The organism is Couchioplanes caeruleus, from assembly GCF_023499255.1.
GTDB classification, from domain to species: Bacteria; Actinomycetota; Actinomycetes; order Mycobacteriales; family Micromonosporaceae; genus Actinoplanes; species Actinoplanes caeruleus_A.
In genome coordinates this window covers 7,861,218-7,878,850 of sequence record NZ_CP092183.1, presented here as the reverse complement: position 1 = coordinate 7,878,850, position 17,633 = coordinate 7,861,218, and the positions used below count along the sequence as shown (strand labels likewise).

The following is a 17,633-nucleotide window of genomic DNA, read 5'->3' as shown; positions in this document are numbered from 1 at the left end:
CGCGTGAGTAGTACGGGGGACCTGACCGCCCGCGCCCGCATCCGGGACGCCGCCATCGAACTCTTCGCCGAGCGGGGCATCGGCGGGGCCACCATCCGCGACATCGCGCAGGCCGCCGGCGTCTCGTCCGGGCTGCTGCGCCACCACTTCGGCTCCAAGGAGGGGCTGCGCGACGCCTGCGACGAGTACGCCATGGCCGAGATAGCGCGGATCCGGGCGCCGTACATCGAGGGGGGCGCGGGCAACGAGCGGCTGATCTACGACGCGATCCGCGCGGCCCCGCTGCGGCTGCAGAGCTACCTGATCCGCTCCACCCTGGACGGCTCGCCGAGCGGCGCCAACCTGTTCCAGCGCATGGTCGGGGAAGCCGAGCAGTGGTACGAGAAGGCCACCGTCAAGTCCGCCGACCCGCGGGCGTACGCGGCCGTGCTCTGCGCATTGCAGATGGGCATGTTCATGATGCGCGACCAGATATCAGTGGCGATCGGCGAGGACACCCGGCAACCCCACGGGCATCTGCGCATGCTCCGGGCGGCCGTCGAGATCTTCGCGCAGCCGCTGCTCCTGCCCGAGCAGGCCGAGCAGGCGTACGCCGCCCTTGACCGGCTCATGAGTACCCCTGAGGAGTCATGATGACGGAGGCGATCAGCGTCGCGGGGCTCAGGAAGAGCTTCGGGCGCACCCCGGCCCTGCAGGGGCTCGACCTGACCGTGGGCACCGGCGAGGTGCACGGCTTCCTGGGTCCCAACGGCGCCGGGAAGACCACGACGATCCGGGTCCTGCTCGGCCTGATCCGCCCCGACGCCGGGACGGCCCGGCTGCTCGGCGGCGACCCGTGGGCCGACGCGACCGCGCTGCACCGGCGGCTCGCGTACGTGCCGGGCGACGTCACGCTCTGGCCCAACCTCTCCGGCGGCGAGGTCATCGACCTGCTCGGCCGGCTGCGCGGCGGGCTCGACGAGAAGCGCCGAGCCGACCTGCTGGAGCGTTTCGACCTGGACCCGCGCAAGAAGGCCCGGACGTATTCCAAGGGCAACCGGCAGAAGGTGGCGCTCGTCGCGGCGCTGGCCTCCGATGTGGAGCTGCTGATCCTCGACGAGCCGACCTCCGGGCTCGACCCGCTGATGGAGGCGGCGTTCCGCGACGTCGTCCGGGAGGAGAGCCGGCGCGGCGACCGTACGGTCCTGCTCTCCAGCCACGTCCTCAGCGAGGTCGAGGCGCTCTGCGACCGGGTCACGATCATCCGCGAGGGCCGTACGGTCGAGAGCGGCACCCTGACCGACCTGCGGCACCTGACCCGCACGACGATCCAGGCCGAGCTCGCCGGCCCGGTCGACGGGCTCGCCACCATGCCGGGCGTCCACGGCCTGCGCGCCGAGAACCACAGCGTCACCTTCGACGTCGACACCGACGCGCTCGAACCCGCCCTGCGCTCGCTGATCGGCGTCGGGGTACGCAGCCTCACGAGCCACCCGCCGACGCTCGAGGAGCTGTTCCTGCGGCAGTACCGCAAGGAGCCGTCGCGATGACCGGCACCTGGCAGCTCATCCGCCTGATCCTGCGGCGCGACCGGGTGCTGCTGCCGCTGTGGGCCGTGGTGCTCGGGTGCGTGCCGGCGCTCTACGTCTCGTCCTTCGAGAGCCTGTTCCCGACGGCGGCGGACCGTCTGGAGTACGCCCGGGTCAGCGCCGGCAACGCGGGCTTCGTCGGACTGTACGGGCCGCTGCACGGCAGCAGCCTCGGCGAGCTGGTCGCGTGGCGCGGCGGCTTCATCCCGGTGATGATCGCCCTGTTCAGCCTGCTCACGGTCGTACGGCACACGCGTACGGAGGAGGAGGCGGGCCGTACCGAGCTGATCGGGTCCGGCGTGGTGGGCCGGCACGCGGGCCTGGCGGCGGCGGTGATCGCCACGCTCGGCGCGAACGTGGTGCTCGCCCTGATCCTCGCCTCCCTCATGATCACGCAGGGCCTGCCCGCTGCCGGTTCCGTCGTGCTGGCCGCCGAGTTCGGCCTCGCCGGCTGGATGTTCACCGGTGTCGCCGCGGTCGCCGCGCAACTGGCCGGTGGTGCCCGTACCGCCCGCTCGATCTCCGTCATCGCGCTCGGCGTGGCGTACGTGCTGCGCCTCGCCGGCGACGTGAGCGACACGGGCAGCGGCGCGCTCGGCTGGCTGTCGTGGCTCTCGCCGATCGGGTGGGTGCAGCGCATGTATCCGTACGGTGCGGACCGGTGGTGGCCCGCGCTGGCGGCCGTCGTCCTCACCGGGGTGCTGATCGCCGGTGCGGCCGCCCTCGCCGCCCGCCGCGACGTCGGCGCCGGCCTGATCGCCCCCCGGCCCGGCCCGGCGTCCGCGGCGCCCGGCCTGCGCGGCCCGTTCGCGCTGGCCTGGCGGCTGCACCGCGGCCTGCTGCTCGGCTGGGTCGCCGGCTTCGCCGCGCTCGGCCTCGTCTTCGGCGGCGTGGCGCAGAGCGTGGCCGAGCTGACCGACGACAACGCGGACATGGCGGAGGTCTTCGCCCGGATGGGCGGTGCGTCCGGTGCCGTGGACAACTTCTTCGTCGCGACCAGCGGCATCCTGGGACTCATCGCGGCGGCGTACGCCGTGCAGGCCACCCTGCGGCTGCGCGACGAGGAGAGCACCGGTCACGCCGAGATGGTGCTGGCCACCGCGACCACCCGGCTGCGCTGGATCGGCAGCCACCTGGTGTTCGCCCTCGCCGGTCCGGCCCTCGCGCTCGCGGCCGCCGGCGCGGTCTCCGGCCTGACCGCCGGGGTGAGCCTGGACGACGTCGCGGGCACGTTCCGGGGCGCGCTCGGCGGCGCGCTGGCCCAGGTGCCGGCGGTGTGGGTGCTGGCCGCACTGACCGTCCTGCTCGTCGGCCTGCTGCCGCGGCAGGCACCCGCCGCGTGGGGCGTGGTGGCGGCCTGCTTCCTGCTGCTGATCGTCGGGGCGGCGCTGCAGCTCGACCAGTGGGTGCTCGACATCTCGCCGTTCACGCACGTGCCGCGGCTGCCCGGCAGCGACGCCACCGCGACGCCGTTCGTGGTGCTGACGCTGGTCGCGGTGGCGCTGGCGGCGGCCGGACTGGCCGGCTTCCGCCGTCGGGACATCCCCGTGCTCTAGGACTGCTCCGGGCCGGTCAGGACGCGGACCGGTCCGGCAGCAGGCGTTCCTCGTGGTCCAGCTCGCGTTCGAGCACGCGCAGGCCGTCGTCCGACAGCCGCCCCACGTCCCGCCAGCGCAGCAGCTCGTCGCGCTGGGCGTCGATCACCGAGCGGCGCACCCGCAGCGCCGCCTCGTACTGCGGGGACACCGGGACCTCGTCGGAGTCCGACTGGTCGAGCAGGTCCAGGCGGCGGCGGTAGCGCTCGAGTCGGTGGCCGAGCTGCCGGCGCATCACCTCGATCGCCTGGTCCTCGACGTCGTCGTGGCGCTCGTGCTTGATCTCCTCGAGCCGGTCGAGGGCGGCCTGGACGGAGGCGGTGCGCGCCTCGTTGCGCAGCCGGACCAGATCCGCCTGGTTCGCCTTCAGGCCCAGCCGGCGTACCAGCGGGGCGAAGGTGACGCCCTGGCCGACGAGCGTGACCAGCACGACCACGAAAGCGCAGAACAGCAGCAGGTCGAGGTCGGGGAACGGCTCGCCCTTCTTGGTGAGCGCCGGGATGGTGAAGACCGCGGCCAGGGTGATGACGCCGCGGGTGCCCGACCAGCTCAGCGCCGTGATCTCCCGGCCGTTGAGGCGGCGGTTCGGGTCGTCGGCGGCATCCGGGGTGCCACCGAGCCGGGCGTGCATCCACCGCGGCAGGCTCTGCGTGACGATCAGGAACAGCGGGCGCAGCAGCAGCACCACGCCGACGGAGACGGCCACCGCGATGACGATCGTCGAGGTGTCGAACTCGGACAGGCCCCGGACGACGCGCGGGAGCTGCTGGCCGATCAGCAGGAAGACCAGCCCCTCGAGGAGGAAGTCGACGAGCCGCCACACGGCGGTGACCTGCAGCCGGCTCGCGCCGGACCCGTGCCTCGGGGCGTCGTGCCCGACGATGAGGCCGGCGACCACCACGGCGAGCACGCCGGAGACGTGCACCCGCTCGGCGAGCAGGTACGCCACGAACGGCGTGGCCAGCGAGACGGCGTTCGCAATGATCGGGTCCCGGGACAGCGGGCGGGTGGCCCGGTTCGCGTACGCGACGACGATGCCGCAGATCACCCCGCCCGTCGCCGAGATGACGAACTCGCCCACGGCCGCGGAGAACGAGAACGTCCCGCCCACGGCGGCGGACACGGCGACGCTGAGCAGGGTCAGTGCGGTCGCGTCGTTGAGCAGGCCCTCGCCCTGCACCAGCGTCACGATGTTGCGGGGCAGCCCGACCTTCTTGCCGACCGACAGCGCGGCGACCGGGTCCGGCGGGGCCACCGCGGCGCCCAGCGCGACCCCGGCGGCGAGCGTCGCCCCGGCCACGAAGAAGTGGAAGCCGACGCCGATCAGCAGCGCGGTGAGCAGCACCAGCACGACCGACAGGCTCACCACGGTGCGCAGGTTGTGGCGGATGTCCAGCAGTGAGGAGTCGAGTGCGGCCGAGTAGAGCAGCGGCGGCAGCACGAGGGTCAGGACGAGCTCCGGTTCCAGGCCGACATTGGGCCCCGGCAGGACGGCGTACGTGATGCCGAGCACGGTCAGCACCGCCGCCGCGGGTATGCCCGTCCGATCGCCGAACCACCGCGCGGCGACGATGACCGCAATTCCCGCCAGTACGAACAGCAGTGTCGCCTCGATATGCACGGTCCCATTCTCCCGGACGGCGGATGATCTCGCGATCATGGCCGACGCGGGCGCAGCTAGGCTGCGCTGGAGTCACGGGAGGCGGGGGAGTTCATGCGGGTGGCGCGTACGGCCGGGGTGCTGGCCCTGCTGCTCTGCGCGGTGCTGGCCGGGGCCGGCGGCCGGGAGCGGACCTCGACGCCCGAGCACCGGGCCGAGGCGCTGCTGTCGCGCATGACGCTCGCCGAGAAGCTGACGATGATGCACGGCGGGGCGGAGTGCGGCTACATCGGCTGCGTCGACGGCAACCCGCGGCTGGGCATCCCGCCGTTGCACCTGCAGGACGGCCCGGCGGGGGTCGGCAACGACACCACCGGCGTCACCCAGCTGCCCGCGCCGGTCGCCGCCGCGGCCGCCTGGGACCCCGCGCTGCTGCGGGAGTACGGCCGGGTCATCGGCGCCGAGCAGTGGGGCAAGGGTACGAACGTGGCCCTCGCGCCCACCGTGAACATCGTCCGCGACCCGCGCTGGGGCCGGGCGTTCGAGTCGCTGGGAGAGGACCCGTACCTGGCCGGGCGGGCCGCGGCGGCGGAGATCGGCGGCATCCGCGCCGAGGGCCCGATGGCGCAGGTCAAGCACTTCGCGGTCTACAACCAGGAGACCGCGCGCAACACGCCGGGCAGCAACGCGCGGCTCGACGACCGGACCCTGCGGGAGATCTACCTGCCCGCCTTCGAGGCGTCGATCGCGGCCGGCGCCGACTCCGTCATGTGCGGCTACAACCCGGTCAACGGCACGTACGCCTGCGAGAACGGCGACCTGCTGCAGCGCATCCTCCGCGATGAGCTGGGCTTCTCCGGCTTCGTCACCTCGGACTGGGGCGGTACCCACTCGACGGTCCGGGCCGCGAACAACGGCCTCGACATGGAGATGCCCGGCAGCCGCTACTTCGGCGCCCCGCTCACCGCGGCCGCCAAGGCCGGGCAGGTCGACGTCGACGAGCACGTCCGCCGCGTTCTCACGGCGATGTTCCGGCGCGGCCTTTTCGACCGGAAACAGACCGGTGACCTGACCGCGGTGGTGACGAACGACGCGCACGCCGAAGTCGCCCGCCGGGTGGCCGAGCAGGGCAGCGTGCTGCTGAAGAACGACGGCGCCCTGCTGCCGGTCGGGCCGGGCGTACGGTCCGTCGCCGTGCTCGGCAGCGGCGGCGGGACGAGCGTCGTGAGCCAGGGCGGGGGTAGCGCCCGGGTGATCCCGTGGGACGTGGTCTCGCCGTACCGGGGGATCAAGGAGCGGGCCGGCAGCGGCGCCGAGGTGACCTACCAGCCGGGCACCGTACGGGCCGACGGCGCGCTGCCCCCGGTCGAGGCGGACGTGCTCGGCGGCGGCCTGCGCGCCGAGTTCTTCGCCGGCACGACGCTCAGCGGCCCACCGGTCGCCACCCGCACCGACGCGACGCTCGACGCCTTCTGGCACGCCGGTAACGCCGGCATCGGGATCAAGGAGAACTGGTCGGCGCGCTGGACCGGCACCCTGACCCCGCCCGCCACCGGCGCCTACACGTTCTCGCTGACCAGCAGCGACGGCGGCCGGCTGCGGATCGGCGGGCGCACAATCGTGGACAACGGCTGGTCCGAGGCGCGCCGGCGCACCCGCACCGGCACGGTCACGCTCACCGCGGGCAAGCCGGTGCCGGTGGAGATCGAGTACGCGCAGTTCACCGGCAACGCCGTGGTGGCGCTCGGCTGGACCCGGCCCGGGCAGCGGCTGCACGACGACGCGGTGGCGGCCGCCGCCCGCGCCGACCTGGCCGTGGTGGTGGTCGGCAAGGACGGGACCGAGGGCGCCGACCTCAAGGACATCAGCCTCTCCGCCGACCAGGACCGCCTGGTACGGGACGTGGCCGCCGCCAACCGCAACACGGTCGTGGTGGTCAACACCGGCTCCGCGGTCGCCCTGCCCTGGGCCGGCTCGGTCCGTGCGGTGATCCAGGCCTGGTATCCCGGCCAGGAGTACGGCCACGCCCTCGCCGCCCTGCTCTTCGGCGACGTCAACTTCTCCGGCAAGCTCCCGGTCACGTTCCCCCGGTCCCTGGCCGACGTGCCGGCGGCGGCGCCGCAGCGCTGGCCCGGCGGCGAGTATTCCGAGGGGCTGGGGGTCGGCTACCGCTGGTACGACGCGCAGAAGGTGGCCCCGCTGTTCCCCTTCGGCCACGGGTTGTCCTACACGACGTTCCGGTACGCGGACCTGGCCGTCGGCGCGCCCCGCCCGGACGGGTCGGTACCGGTCTCGTACACGATCACCAACACCGGCGCCCGGGCCGGCGCGGAGATCGCTCAGGTGTACGTCGGCCAGCCCGCGGCCACCGGGGAGCCGCCGAACAACCTGCGCGGCTTCGACCGGGTGGCGCTCGGGCCGGGCGAGTCCCGCCGGGTCACCACCACCCTGGACGCGCGGAGCTTCCAGCACTGGGCCGGCAGGTGGGTGACGGCCGGGGGCGCGTACCGGATCTCGGTCGGCTCGTCCTCGCGGGATCTGCGGCTCACCGGCCAGGTGTCGCTGCCGCCGAATTCGGTTGCCGGGGCGACGGGCGGCCGGTAGACCTCACCGCATGGACCTCACCGTGCTCCCGGTGCCGGACGGCGCCACCGTTCCCGGCTTCGCCGGCCTGTCCTTCGAGATTCCGGTCGAGCCGGTGCCCGTGCCGTGGGGCGTGCTGGTCCGCGCGGAGAACGCCTCGGACGAGGCCGGACACCTCATGTACGTGCACGGCGGCGGCTTCGAGCATCGCAACCCGCCGCTGATGAACCGGGCCGCGTACGAGTTCTCCCGCGCCACCGGCCGCCCCGTGCTGGTGGCGCATCACCGCCTCGCCCCGGCCGACGCGTACCCGGAGCCGCTCGACGACGTGCTGGCGGCGTACCGCGGGCTGGTGGACGGCGGGGTGCCGCCGCAGCGGATCCTCGTGCTGGCCGAGTCGTCCGGTGCGGCGCTCACGCTCTCGATGCTGCTGCGGCTGAGGGACGCCGGCGAGGAGCTCCCGGCCGGCGTGCTGACCTGGTCGGCCGTCACCGATCTCGCCGTCACCGGGGCGTCGGTGGACGACTCGCCGGACGATCCGGTCACCCGGGAGCTGCTGACCCGCCTGATCGGGCAGTACCTCGGCGGTGCGCCGGGCGACCGGGCGCCGCAGTCCCCGCTGTACGGCGACCTCGCGGGCCTGCCGCCGCTGGTGATGGTGGTCGGCGGGGCGGAGGCGCTGCGGGACGACACGCTGCGCTTCGCGGAGAAGGCGTCCGCCGCCGGTACGAAGGTCGAGGTCGACGTCTACGAGGGGATGCCGCACGTCTTCCAGATCGCGATCCTGGAGCCGGGCAACGCGCTGGGGCGCAGCCTCCTCGACAGGATCGCCCGGTGGGGCCGCGCCCGGTAGGACGCGGCCCCGAGGGGTTCGATCAGTAGCGGTAGTGGTCGGGCTTGTACGGCCCCTCGACCGCCACACCCAGGTACTCCGCCTGCTTCTTGGTCAGCTCGGTGAGCCGGACGCCGAGCGCGTCGAGGTGCAGCCGGGCGACCTTCTCGTCCAGGTGCTTCGGCAGCACGTAGACCTGCTTGTCGTACTCGTCGGGCTTGGTCCACAGCTCGATCTGCGCCATCACCTGGTTGGTGAAGGAGTTGCTCATCACGAAGCTGGGGTGGCCGGTGGCGTTGCCCAGGTTCATGAGCCGGCCCTCGGAGAGCACGAGGATCGCGTGCCCGTCCGGGAAGCGCCACTCGTGGACCTGCGGCTTGACCTCGACCTTCTCGATGCCCGGCACCTTGGCGAGGCCGGCCATGTCGATCTCGTCGTCGAAGTGGCCGACGTTGCCGACGATCGCGTTGTGCTTCATCGCGGCCATGTGCTCGACCGTGATGATGTCGGTGCCGCCGGTCGTGGTGATGAAGATGTCGGCCTGGGAGACCACGTCCTCGATCCGGACGACCTGCATGCCGTCCATCGCCGCCTGCAGCGCGCAGATCGGGTCGACCTCGGTGACCACGACGCGGGCGCCCTGGCCGCGCAGCGTCTCGGCGGAGCCCTTGCCGACGTCGCCGTAGCCGCAGACCACGGCCAGCTTGCCGCCGAGCATCACGTCGGTGGCCCGGTTGAGGCCGTCGACCAGCGAGTGGCGGATGCCGTACTTGTTGTCGAACTTGCTCTTGGTGACCGAGTCGTTGACGTTGATCGCCGGGAAGAGCAGCTCGCCGGTCTTGGCGAACTTGTAGAGCCGCGCCACGCCGGTGGTGGTCTCCTCGGTGACGCCGCGGATCTCGGCGGCGACCTTGGTGAACCGCTGCGGGTCCGACTCGAGGCTGCGGCGCAGGGTGTCGAGGATGATCGTGTACTCGTGGGCGTCCTCGGCGGTGGTCGCGGGGACCGCGCCGGCCTTCTCGAACTCGACGCCCTTGTGCACGAGCAGGGTGGCGTCACCGCCGTCGTCGAGGATCATGTTGGGGCCGAGGCCGTCGCCGAAGTCGAACAGCTGCTCGGTGCACCACCAGTACTCCTCCAGCGTCTCGCCCTTCCAGGCGAAGACCGGCGTGCCGGAGGGGGCCTCGACCGTGCCCTCGGGGCCGACGACGATCGCCGCGGCGGCCTCGTCCTGGGTCGAGAAGATGTTGCAGGAGACCCAGCGGACCTGCGCGCCGAGCGCGACCAGGGTCTCGATCAGGACGGCCGTCTGGATCGTCATGTGCAGCGAGCCGGCGATGCGGGCACCGCGCAGCGGCTGGGCCTCGCGGAACTCCTCACGGATGGACATCAGGCCCGGCATCTCGTGCTCGGCGAGACGCATCTGGTGCCGGCCGAAGGAGGCCAGCGAGAGGTCGGCCACGGCGAAGTCGATGCCGTTGAGCTGCTGGAGACGTGGTGACATGGAGAAGGGCACCCCCTCTTCAGGAGGCGCCCTTTCGACAGTGGCCCGCGGGCCGAGCGTGGCGGACCAGCAGGTCCGTCGCAGCGCCTCTCGGCCAGGGGCAGCGCCGCTTCGGGCGCCCAACCACCATAGCGCCGACTTTGCAAGATCGGGAACCGTCAGCCCGCGGTGGCTCGCCGTTCACGCTGGTCGTGGAGGGCCTTTTCGAACTGTGACGTATCCCACTCGTCGGCGAGCGCCTGGTGCATCAACTCCGCCTGGGTCTGCGGGGCGAGGCCGCCGATGGGCTGGTCACGGTCGAGGTTGGTGGGGAACGCGTACCCCTCGGCGCAGGCGGCCACGACGGTGGCCACGGACCCCGGGTACGCCCGCAGCACCGGGTACAGCGCGCGGCACATCGCCGTACGGTCGACGGTTTCCATGGCGCGTCCGAAAGCCGACGAGATCTGCAGCAGGTTCGCCATGCGCTTGACGTCCGTACTGCGGTTCGTGCCGGCCCCGTGGAACAGCGCCGGGTTGAAGAAGACGGCGTCGCCCTTCGCCAGCGGCAGCTGGACGTAGTTCTCCTCGAAGTACGCGGTGAACTCCGGCTGATGGAAGGCCACGTAGCCGGCCGGGTACTTCTGCGAATGCGGCAGGTACAGCGTGGGACCTGTCTCCACCGGCATGTCGACGTGCGCGACTGCCCCCTGCAACGTGAGTGCGGGGGAGAGCAGGTGGATGTGCGCCGGGTAGCGCTCCGCCTGCTCCTGCGACATGAAGCCGAGGTGGTAGTCGCGGTGGGCGACCTGCGCCTGCCCGCCCGGGTTCACCACGTTGACCTGCGAGGTGACCTGATAGCCGGTGCCGAGCCAGGCCTCGCAGACCAGCGCCAGCAGGTCGTTGTCGTAGTACGCCGCGAAGGCCGCCGGGTCGCGCAGCGCGAACTTGTCCAGCGCGCCCCACACCCGGTCGTTCGCCCCCGGCTTCGCGAAGTGGTCGCCGCCGGCCACCCCCGCCGCCTTCTGCTCGTCGATCATCGCCGTGAACACCGCCGTGGCGCGGTCCACCACGTCCGCGGTGAAGGCGCTTTTGAACACCACGATGCCGGGCCCGTCCATCAGCGCCCGGGCCAGCTCGGCCGCCGCGGCCCGCCGGTCGGCCGTCAGGATCGTCCGGTCGTAGCTCAGCACGTTGTGGTCGACGCCGGTGGCCAGCGGATACGCGGCCGCGTCCGTCGTCTGCTCCACCAGGGTCCGGAAGTCCGCGAGGCGGCAGTCGGCCGCCGAGAACCAGGTTGTCATGTCGTCAGGCTAGGGACTGAAAGGCCATCAACGACCCTTGAAACAACCTCAAAAACCCCTCATCGTGTACGGGGTGAAGCACCCGTACCGGATCCGCGAGATCGCCGCCCAGTCCGGCCTCAGCCCGGCCACTGTGGACCGGGTGCTGCACCGGCGCGGCGGGGTCCGCGCGAGCACGGTCCGCGAGGTCGAGCAGGCGATCGCGGATCTCGACCGGCAGCAGTCGCAGCTGCGCCTCGGCGGCCGGACGTTCATGGTCGACGTCGTGGTGCAGGCGCCGGCCCGGTTCTCCGCCGGCGTCCGGGCCGCGCTCGAGGCCGAACTGCCGGGTCTGCGGCCGGCGGTGATCCGCTCCCGGTTCCACTTCCTCGACAGCGCCGGGGCGGGCGATCTCGTCGCCGTGCTGGACAAGGTGGGCCGTGCCAAGTCGCACGGCGTGATCCTCAAGGCCCCCGACGTGCCGGACACCGTCGCCTCCGTCGCCCGGCTGGCACGGCTGGGCGTACCGGTGGTGACGCTGGTGACCGACCTGCCGACCAGCGCGCGGGCCGCGTACGTCGGCATCGACAACCGGGCCGCCGGGGCCACCGCCGCGTACCTGCTGCAGGAGTGGCTCGCGGAGCGCGCCGGCGACGTCCTGGTGGTCCGCGGGCACGGCTCGTTCCGGGGCGAGGACGAGCGGGAGATGGGTTTCCGCGCCGAGATGCGCGCCCGGGCCGCGGGCCGGCGGCTGCTCGAGGTCGTCGACGAGGAGGACCGCGCCGACGCCGTCCACATCGGAACCCGCGAGGTCCTCGGCGGCAACCCGGCCGTCCGCGCCGTCTACTCGATGTACGCGGGCGCCGGCGGCAACGCGGCCGTGATCGACGCCTTCGCCCGGGCCGGACGCCGCTACGACGTCTTCGTCGCGCACGACCTCGACGGCGAGAACACCGCCCTGCTCCGGCAGCGCCGCCTCTCCGCGGTGCTGCACCACGACCTGCGGCAGGACCTGCGCCGCGCCTGTCACGTGATCATGCAGGCCCGGGGGGCGCTGCCCGGTCCGGTCCGGTCCAACCCGTCGGCGATCCAGGTGATCACGCCCTACAACACCCCGCCGGCAGAATTCTGAGATCTTTTTCCGGCGGACCTGTCCGGTCGCGCCACCGCCGTTCGTCACTGGGGCATCCACCGGGACAGAACAGAGGAGCCGAGATGAAGTACATGATGTTCGTCTGCACCGACACCGAGCCCGAGACCGACGACTCGGCGGTGCCCGACATCGACAAGTGGGTCGCCGAGAACGACGCGGCCGGGCGCCGCCTCGAGGGCGACCAGCTGGCCCCGCCGTCGGCCGCCACGACGGTCCGGGTCCGCGGCGGGCAGCTGCTGCTCTCCGACGGCCCCTTCGCGGAGACCAAGGAGGTCATCGTGGGCTACGACATCCTGGAGTGCGCCGACCTGGACGAGGCCATCGAGGTCGTCCGCGCCCACCCGATGGCGTGGCACGGCCGGATCGAGCTGCGGCCCTTCCCCGGCGCCTGATGGATCAGGTCGCCGGGAGCCGGGACCCGGGCGCGGCCGCCTCGCATCCCGCCCTGGACGCGGCCGCCTCGAGCCCGCCGCCAGGTGCGGGCGGTGCGGCCGCGCCCGACGTCCGGGCCGTCGTCGCCGAGGCCGTGGCGGACAGTCACGGCCGGATCGTGGCCGCGCTGATCCGGATCACCGGCGATTGGGACCTCGCCGAGGACTGCGCCCAGGAGGCGGTCACGGTCGCGCTGGAACGGTGGCCCGTCGACGGCGTCCCGGCGAACCCCGGCGGCTGGCTGATGACGGTCGCGCGCAACCGCGCGATAGACGTGCTGCGGCGCGCGACCGTCGAACGCCGCAAGCTCGCGGAGCTCGCCGTGCTCGCCGATCCGGCCCCGGCTCCGGCGCCCACGTCGGATGACCGGCTGCGGCTGATCTTCACGTGCTGCCACCCCGCGCTCGCGCTGGAGGCACGGGTGGCGCTGACCCTGCGCACGGTCGCCGGCGTACCGACCGCGGACATCGCGCGGGCGTTCCTGGTCACCGAGTCGACGATGACCCGGCGGCTCACCCGGGCCAAGACGAAGATCGCGCAGGCGCGGATCCCGTACCGGGTGCCGTCGGGCGCGGCGCTGGCCGAGCGGCTGCCCGGGGTGCTGGCCGTGCTGTACCTGCTCTTCACCCGCGGGTACGACAGCGACGGCGAGCCGGCGTTCGCGGCCGAGGCCATCCGGCTGGCCCGGGTGCTCACGGAGCTCATGCCCGGCGAGCCGGAGGTCGCCGCGCTGCTCGCCCTCTTCCTGCTCCAGCACTCGCGCCGGGACGCGCGCCGCGACGACGAGGGCAACCTGCTCACCCTGGACCGGCAGGACCGCGCCCGCTGGGACCACGACGCGATCGCCGAGGCGCTGCGGACCCTGCCGGCGACCGGCGGCCCGTACGCGCTACAGGCCCGCATCGCCGCCTGCCACGCCGCCGACACCACCGACTGGCCTCGGATCGCCGGCCTCTACGACCGGCTCGCGGAGCACCTGCCGTCGCCGGTCGTGCAGCTGAACCGGGCCGTCGCGCACGGGTACGCGTACCGGCCGGCGGACGGGCTCGCGCTGCTCGCGGCGGCCCGGGAGGGCGGCGGCCTCGACGACTACCCGCTGGCCGTGGCCGCCGAGGCGGAGCTCACCGCCCGGGCCGGAGACCGGGAACGGGCCGTCGCACTTTTCGAGCGGGCGGCGGCGGTCGCCCACTCCTACGCTGAGCAGCGGGCCTTACTGGCCCGCGCCGAGGAACTCTCCTGAGGAGAACGACTATGGAACCGACCGCCGAACTCAACGAGGACTTCAGCGAGCCGGGCACCGCGGCGGTGCCCTGGGCGAAGGTCGAACGGCTGCTCGAGGATTCGGAGATGTTCTGGCTGTCGACCGTACGCGCGAACGGCCACCCGCACGTGACCCCGCTGCCCGCGGTCTGGTGGGAGGGCGTCCTGCACTTCTGCACGGGCGACCAGGAGCAGAAGTCGGCGAACCTCGTCCGCAACCCGGCGGTCGTGCTCACCACCGGGATCAACCGGCTGCGCGAGGGCGTCGACGTCGTCGTCGAGGGCACCGCCGTGCGCGTGACCGACCGGCACCGGCTCACCGCGCTCGCCGGCCTGTGGAAGTCGAAGCTGGACTGGGACTACGAGGTCGGCTCGGACGCGTTCCGGGACCCCGACGGGCGCACCGGCTGGGTGTTCGGGGTGGCGCCCGCGAAAGTGCTGTCGTTCGGCAAGAGTCCGTACACCCAGACCCGTTACCGGTTCAGCTAGCGAGGATCGCGCGGAGCCGATCGGCGCTGCGGCGTACGTCCGCGACCGGCCCCTCGTCCTCCGGCTCGCCGGTCAGGATCGTGTCCTGCTCCAGAACCCACCAGCCGTCGTAGCCGTGCCGGCGCAGCGCCGCCGCGACCCGGGCGAAGTCCACGTCACCGTCGCCGATCGGCCGGTACATGCCCGCCGCGACCGCCTCGGTGTACGTGAGCCGCCCGGCGCGGACCTGCCCGGCCAGCGCCGCGTCCACGTCCTTCGCGTGCACGTGCGCGATGCGGTCGCCGGCCCGCTCCGCCAGCTCGACCGGGTCCGTACCGCCGATCAGCAGGTGGCCGGTGTCCAGGCACAGCGCGATCCGCGAGCCGTCGAGCACCCGGTGGACGTCCTCCGGAGTCTCGACCATCGTGCCGACGTGCGGGTGCAGCACGGGGGTCAGGCCCCTCGCGCGAGCCGCCCCGGCGATGCGGTCGAGGTTCGCCAGCACCCGCTTCCACCCGTCGTCGCCGAGGTCGGGGCGGTCGTCGTATCCGTCCTGTCCCGTGGCCGCGGCGAGCACCACCGTGTCCGCGCCCGCCGCCACGAACCGGTCCAGGTCCACCACCGGCTCGCCGTCGTGCAGCACCACGGGGACGAACCCACCCACCGCGATCAGCCCGATCTCCCGCAGGATGTCGTCGGAGGGCAGGAAACCGTCGGGACCGAACTCGGTGGCGGTCAGCCCGATCTCGCGCATCTCCCGCAGCACGCGGCCGGCGGGCAGCTGGTGTCCCCAGCCCGGGACCTCGCAGACACCCCAGGAGATGGGCGCTCCGGCGATCTTCATGCGGCACTCCTCACGTCGGTCATCCGTACCGGCCGGTGCTCGCGCAGCGACAGGGTGCACGCCTCGGCGATCCAGCCCGCCTCCACCGCGTCCGCGACCGTGCACGGGCTTTCCCGCGTACCGGCCACGACCTCGGTGAACGCGGTCAGCTCCCGCCGGTACGCCGTCGCGAAGCGGTCCATGAAGAAGTCGTGCGGCGATCCGGCCGGGAACGACACCCCCGGCTCCACCGAACGCAGCGGCAGGCGGTCCTCCAGCCCCACGGCGATGCTGTCGGCGGTGCCGTGCAGCTCCAGGCGTACGTCGTAGCCCCGGCCGTTGTAGCGGGTGTTCGACACGACCGCGATCGTCTCGTCGTCGAGGGTGAGCACGGCGGCCGTCGTGGCGGCGTCGCCGGTCCGCGCGAACACGTCGTCGCCGCGGGCGCTGCCGGTCGCGTACACGTCGACCACCTCACGGCCGGTCACGAACCGGATGATGTCGAAGTCGTGCACGCTGCAGTCGCGGAAGATGCCGCCGGAGGCGGCGAGGTAGGCGGCGGGCGGCGGGGCCGGGTCCAGCGTCGTCGACCGTACGGTGTGCAGCCGGCCCAGCTCCGCGGCGGCGACCGCCGCGCGCGCCGCGACGAAGCCGGGATCGAACCGCCGGTTGTACCCGATCTGCACGGCCTTCCCGGCACAGTGCCGCAGCACCTCCTCGGCCTCGGCGGCGCCCCTGGCCACCGGCTTCTCGCAGAACACGGGCAGCCCCGACTCGACCGCCGCGAGGATCAGCTGGGGATGCGCGTCGGTGGCGGCGGCGATGACCACGCCGTCGAGGTCGCGGCGCAGCAGATCGGCGGGACCCGCGGCGGCCCCGGCGCCGAACTTCGCGGCGATCCGTTCCGTGACCGCGGGCAGCGCATCGCACACGATCAGCTCGACGCCCGGCAGCGAGCTGAGCGTCTCGGCGTGGAACGCGCCGATCCGCCCCAGCCCGATCAGTCCGATGCGCACCCCTCGAGGATGCGAGCGCCGCAAAGGCCGTCACAACCGGTCCCGGCCATCAAAAACACCTCAGCTTGAGGATTTGTCCGTACTGCGCGGGTCGGCCGAAAGTCGCAGGGGCACCGGGGGAGATCCGGCTCCGAGCCGATGCGCGGACCCGGCCCGGACGGCCAAGCTCGGTGTCCTGCAGAAGCCTCGCGGAGGCGTCGACCGGAAGGACCGCCATGACCATCGACGACGACAATCGGCCCGCGCGGCAGCGGGTCACGCTGACCGGGATCAGTTCCCGCGCCTGGGAGCACCCCGCCGACCGTGGCGCGCTCACCGCCCTTCGCGAGCTGCGCGGCTTCGACGACGTGGTGAAGGCGTTCTTCGGCATGTGGAACGAGCGCGGATTCCGCCTGCAGTACCTGGCCGGTTCGATCCGCGTCGACCACCGCCAGTATCCCCGCGTCTACCAGCGCTTCACCGAGGCCGCGGCCACCCTCGACGTGGCCGAGCTGCCGGACCTGTACGTCACCCAGGACCCGATCATCCACGGCCGCGCGATCGGCATGGACCGGCCGTTCATCGTGATCACCACGGCGGCGGTCGAGAAGCTCGACGACGACGAGCTGCGCGCGCTGCTCGGCCACGAGATCGGTCACGTCCGCAGCGGCCACGCGGTCTACAAGACGATCATGATGATCCTGACCCGCTGGGCCACCAACGTCAGCTGGATCCCGATCGGCGCCCTCGCGCTGCGGGCCATCATCGTGGCGATGTACGAATGGTGGCGCAAGGCGGAGCTGTCGGCCGACCGCGCGGGCCTGCTCGCCGGCCAGGACCCGGCCGCGTCCATCCGCCTGCTGATGAAGATGGCCGGCGGCGGTGACCTCAGCCAGATCGACACCGCCGCGTTCCTCGAACAGGCCGCGGACTACGAGGGCGGCGGCGACCTGCGCGACAGCATCCACAAGATCGGCATGACCGCCTGGAGCAGCCACCCGGTACCCGTCGCCCGTGCCGCCGAGCTGCGCAAGTGGGTCGACTCCGGCGACTACGGCCGCATCATCGGCGGCGACTACGACCGCCGCGACACCGACGGCAACGCCTCGGTGACCGGCGACGTGAAGGCCGCGGCCTCGCACTACCGCGAGTCGTTCGAGAACTCCCAGGACCCGCTGATCTCCCTGGCCCGCCGCGTGACCGGCGGAGCGGCGGACCTCGGCGACTGGGCCGGCACCCAGGCCGGCAAGGCCCGCAACTGGGCCGGCACGGCAGCCGACGCCGCGGGCCGGGCCGCCCGCCGCACCACCCGCCCGGCCGACGACCCGGGCCCGGCCGGCGACACCCCGCCGACCGCCTGACCCCGGTCGGGGCGTCGCCGGCCTCCCAGCCCCGGGCCGGCGACGCCCCGCCGGTCACAACACCACCCGTCCCGCTACCGTGCCGGCGGCCTGCCCGCCGCCGGGCGTGGCGTGCCGGCGGTTTGCCCGCCGCCGGGCGTGGCGTGCCGGCGGCCTGGCGTGCCGGCGGCCTGCCCGCTGTCCGGCGTTGCCGTCGC

At 73.1% G+C, this 17,633-nt stretch carries 15 protein-coding genes and 1 riboswitch; of the genes, 10 read left to right on the top strand and 5 right to left on the bottom strand.

The window, feature by feature from the left end:
* Positions 1–3 precede the first annotated feature (3 nt).
* From COUCH_RS38990 to COUCH_RS36390, 3 genes are read left to right on the top strand one after another with little or no spacing between them, the layout of a single operon-like run.
* Positions 4–633 (top strand): TetR/AcrR family transcriptional regulator, encoded by a 630-nt coding sequence (locus COUCH_RS38990; RefSeq protein ID WP_275980042.1) that lies wholly within the window; start codon positions 4–6, stop codon positions 631–633.
* A complete protein-coding gene (locus COUCH_RS36395; protein WP_249609666.1) occupies positions 633–1,529 on the top strand; it encodes an ABC transporter ATP-binding protein in 897 nt (298 codons plus the stop codon). The genes COUCH_RS38990 and COUCH_RS36395 overlap by 1 nt, the downstream gene beginning before the upstream one ends.
* On the top strand, positions 1,526–3,124 hold the full coding sequence (locus tag COUCH_RS36390) for an ABC transporter permease (RefSeq protein ID WP_249609665.1): 1,599 nt from the start codon (positions 1,526–1,528) through the stop codon (positions 3,122–3,124). The genes COUCH_RS36395 and COUCH_RS36390 overlap by 4 nt, the downstream gene beginning before the upstream one ends.
* 16 nt (positions 3,125–3,140) lie before the next feature.
* Here the strand turns inward: COUCH_RS36390 and COUCH_RS36385 are convergent, their stop codons facing one another.
* Positions 3,141–4,784 carry a Na+/H+ antiporter gene (locus tag COUCH_RS36385; protein ID WP_249609664.1) on the bottom strand — a complete coding sequence of 548 codons (1,644 nt, stop codon included), beginning with the start codon at positions 4,782–4,784 and terminating at the stop codon, positions 3,141–3,143.
* A gap of 93 nt (positions 4,785–4,877) precedes the next feature.
* Here COUCH_RS36385 and COUCH_RS36380 point away from each other — a divergent pair, with 93 nt between their 5' ends.
* Entirely contained in the window at positions 4,878–7,367 is a 2,490-nt protein-coding gene (locus tag COUCH_RS36380; RefSeq protein WP_249609663.1) for a beta-glucosidase, read from the top strand.
* A 10-nt stretch (positions 7,368–7,377) separates the two neighbouring features.
* A complete protein-coding gene (locus COUCH_RS36375) occupies positions 7,378–8,199 on the top strand; it encodes an alpha/beta hydrolase fold domain-containing protein (protein ID WP_249609662.1) in 822 nt (273 codons plus the stop codon).
* Positions 8,200–8,221: 22 nt separating this feature from the next.
* On the opposite strand, the gene ahcY is transcribed toward COUCH_RS36375, so the two are convergent.
* Together ahcY and COUCH_RS36365 are read right to left on the bottom strand one after the other, a co-directional pair.
* Positions 8,222–9,682, bottom strand: a complete 1,461-nt coding sequence (ahcY, locus tag COUCH_RS36370; protein ID WP_249609661.1) for an adenosylhomocysteinase — start codon at positions 9,680–9,682, stop codon at positions 8,222–8,224.
* Between the two features lie 17 nt (positions 9,683–9,699).
* Positions 9,700–9,780, bottom strand: a riboswitch (S-adenosyl-L-homocysteine riboswitch).
* Between the two features lie 60 nt (positions 9,781–9,840).
* Positions 9,841–10,965, bottom strand: coding sequence for a phytanoyl-CoA dioxygenase family protein (locus tag COUCH_RS36365; RefSeq protein ID WP_249609660.1), 1,125 nt, complete (start codon positions 10,963–10,965; stop codon positions 9,841–9,843).
* A 73-nt stretch (positions 10,966–11,038) separates the two neighbouring features.
* Between COUCH_RS36365 and COUCH_RS36360 the strand changes: the two genes are divergently transcribed.
* The 4 genes from COUCH_RS36360 (at position 11,039) to COUCH_RS36345 (ending at position 14,278) form a co-directional block, all read left to right on the top strand.
* Positions 11,039–12,076, top strand: coding sequence for a LacI family DNA-binding transcriptional regulator (locus COUCH_RS36360; protein WP_249609659.1), 1,038 nt, complete (start codon positions 11,039–11,041; stop codon positions 12,074–12,076).
* 83 nt (positions 12,077–12,159) lie between these two features.
* Positions 12,160–12,489 (top strand): YciI family protein, encoded by a 330-nt coding sequence (locus tag COUCH_RS36355; protein ID WP_249609658.1) that lies wholly within the window; start codon positions 12,160–12,162, stop codon positions 12,487–12,489.
* Positions 12,489–13,769: an RNA polymerase sigma factor gene (locus tag COUCH_RS36350; protein ID WP_249609657.1), complete on the top strand. Its 1,281-nt coding sequence runs from the start codon at positions 12,489–12,491 to the stop codon at positions 13,767–13,769. The genes COUCH_RS36355 and COUCH_RS36350 overlap by 1 nt, the downstream gene beginning before the upstream one ends.
* Positions 13,770–13,780: 11 nt before the next feature.
* On the top strand, positions 13,781–14,278 hold the full coding sequence (locus COUCH_RS36345) for a pyridoxamine 5'-phosphate oxidase family protein (protein WP_249609656.1): 498 nt from the start codon (positions 13,781–13,783) through the stop codon (positions 14,276–14,278).
* On the opposite strand, the gene COUCH_RS36340 is transcribed toward COUCH_RS36345, so the two are convergent.
* Together COUCH_RS36340 and COUCH_RS36335 are read right to left on the bottom strand one after the other, a co-directional pair.
* A complete protein-coding gene (locus COUCH_RS36340) occupies positions 14,271–15,101 on the bottom strand; it encodes a TIM barrel protein (RefSeq protein WP_249609655.1) in 831 nt (276 codons plus the stop codon). The two genes, COUCH_RS36345 and COUCH_RS36340, sit on opposite strands and share 8 nt — an antisense overlap.
* The gene (locus tag COUCH_RS36335) at positions 15,098–16,096 is read right to left on the bottom strand and encodes a Gfo/Idh/MocA family protein (protein WP_249609654.1); all 999 of its coding nucleotides are present in this window, start codon (positions 16,094–16,096) and stop codon (positions 15,098–15,100) included. The genes COUCH_RS36340 and COUCH_RS36335 overlap by 4 nt, the downstream gene beginning before the upstream one ends.
* 215 nt (positions 16,097–16,311) lie before the next feature.
* On the opposite strand from COUCH_RS36335, the gene COUCH_RS36330 reads away from it, so the two are divergent.
* Positions 16,312–17,436 (top strand): M48 family metallopeptidase, encoded by a 1,125-nt coding sequence (locus COUCH_RS36330; RefSeq protein ID WP_249609653.1) that lies wholly within the window; start codon positions 16,312–16,314, stop codon positions 17,434–17,436.
* Positions 17,437–17,633 lie beyond the last annotated feature (197 nt).